This window comes from Stieleria sedimenti, assembly GCF_025060895.1.
Taxonomy (GTDB): domain Bacteria; phylum Planctomycetota; class Planctomycetia; order Pirellulales; family Pirellulaceae; genus Stieleria; species Stieleria sedimenti.
In genome coordinates this window covers 1-1,406 of the sequence record NZ_JANZKV010000388.1, presented here as the reverse complement: position 1 = coordinate 1,406, position 1,406 = coordinate 1, and the positions used below count along the sequence as shown (strand labels likewise).

Here is a 1,406-nt window from a genome sequence, read left to right as displayed (position 1 = left end):
AGCAATTCCTCGACCCGCTCGCGAAGGGCCTGATCGCCCGCGCAGACCTGATCCAGATACTCAATTCGCGCTGAATGGCCTGCAATCTCCCGGGCGAGGTGAAAGATCCGTTCTTCGTCGAGCTGCTGACTGGTCATGGCGCAGTTTCGGCTGAAAGGTAGTAGAGTCTCGGCTTCGACGTACTATGCGAGATCCGGCGGCCGACACCCCAGGAGATTTTCCAAATTCTTTTAGGTTGGTTCGTCCTTGCGACCGCCGGACATTTCCAGCTTCAGCCATGAGCGGGCGTAAGTCCAGTCGTTCTCAGCAGTTGAAGTCGAGACGCCAAGAGCTCTAGCTGCTTGAGCCACGGTCAACCCGGCGAAGAACCGCAGTTTCACCAGCTCAGCTTTGCGGGCGTCCTTCTGCTTCAGTTTTCGCAGGGCTTCGTCCAAACCAAGAAGATCGTCGCAAGCCAGGGGCAGGATGGAGGGGGCGATCGCGGGCTCCAGATCAACCCGCTGTCGATCGCCGCCGTGCTTGAGCGATTTCCTGCGTCTAGCTCTCTCGATCAAGATGCGGCGCATCGACTCGGCAGCCGCCGCAAAGAAATGACGTGAGTTGTCCCACTGTGGCTGCTCCTCCTGCCCGACCAGACGAATGTACGCCTCGTGAACGAGTGCAGTCGCCTGCAGAGTCTGGCCAGGTTTTTCGTGCTGCAGTCGCGCCGCAGCCAGCTTTCGCAGTTCGTCATACACCAGCGGCAGCAACTGGTCAGCCGCCGCGGCGTTGCCGTGTTTGATCTGTGCGAGAATCTGGGTGACGTTTGACATAAGCCCAACATAGCGACCGAGCGTGGCCGTCTCCAGCATTTCAATCGGGTAGGCGTCTCCTGGCATCAGGATCGATAGCCATGCGTGCGTGGACGCACACCAACGTCGAATGTCTTAGGATCTGGAGCTAGAAGTAACACTGCCGACGAATCGCCTTACCGCAAAGACTGGCCGCAGACATTTAGAGGACTTGTATTCGCCGGCTTACACTGTGCTAGTCCGACCGTGCGGCTCGCACGAAGGCGATCTGCACCGGTACTTCGGCCCAAGACGCAACTGTATCGCCGTTTCGACGCAGTTTTGCCGGAATCAGGCCTTAGATTTAGCGGAAAATGCGGCGAAGCGATTCTGCGAACTCGCGTCGGTCGATGCAACCGAAGTGAGTTCGGGGAGCGAATTCGCGGGACTACTAAAGGCCAGTACCACACCCTTCTCGTTCCAACGACAGCAACCGCTCTATCGGGCGAGATCAGAAGTTTGGCCGTTACAGAAGCTCACTCCATCGATTCAGATCTTTCTTGACCTGAGTTGTAACGGTCGTCAGGTCCAAAGACATCGGCACAAAGCAATCGTCCCCTCGAAGTACCGGAGGCC

The 1,406-nt window shown here is 57.6% G+C and carries 1 protein-coding gene; it reads right to left on the bottom strand.

Going from position 1 to position 1,406, the window contains the following annotated elements:
- Positions 1 to 230 precede the first annotated feature (230 nt).
- Positions 231 to 812, bottom strand: coding sequence for a sigma-70 family RNA polymerase sigma factor (locus NZK35_RS34080; RefSeq protein WP_259636995.1), 582 nt, complete (start codon positions 810 to 812; stop codon positions 231 to 233).
- Positions 813 to 1,406 lie beyond the last annotated feature (594 nt).

Bases quoted from the DNA above. Each gene is read 5' to 3' on its own strand.
- NZK35_RS34080 (WP_259636995.1), bottom strand. From the start codon at position 812: ATGTCAAACGTCACCCAGATTCTCGCACAGATCAAACACGGCAACGCC.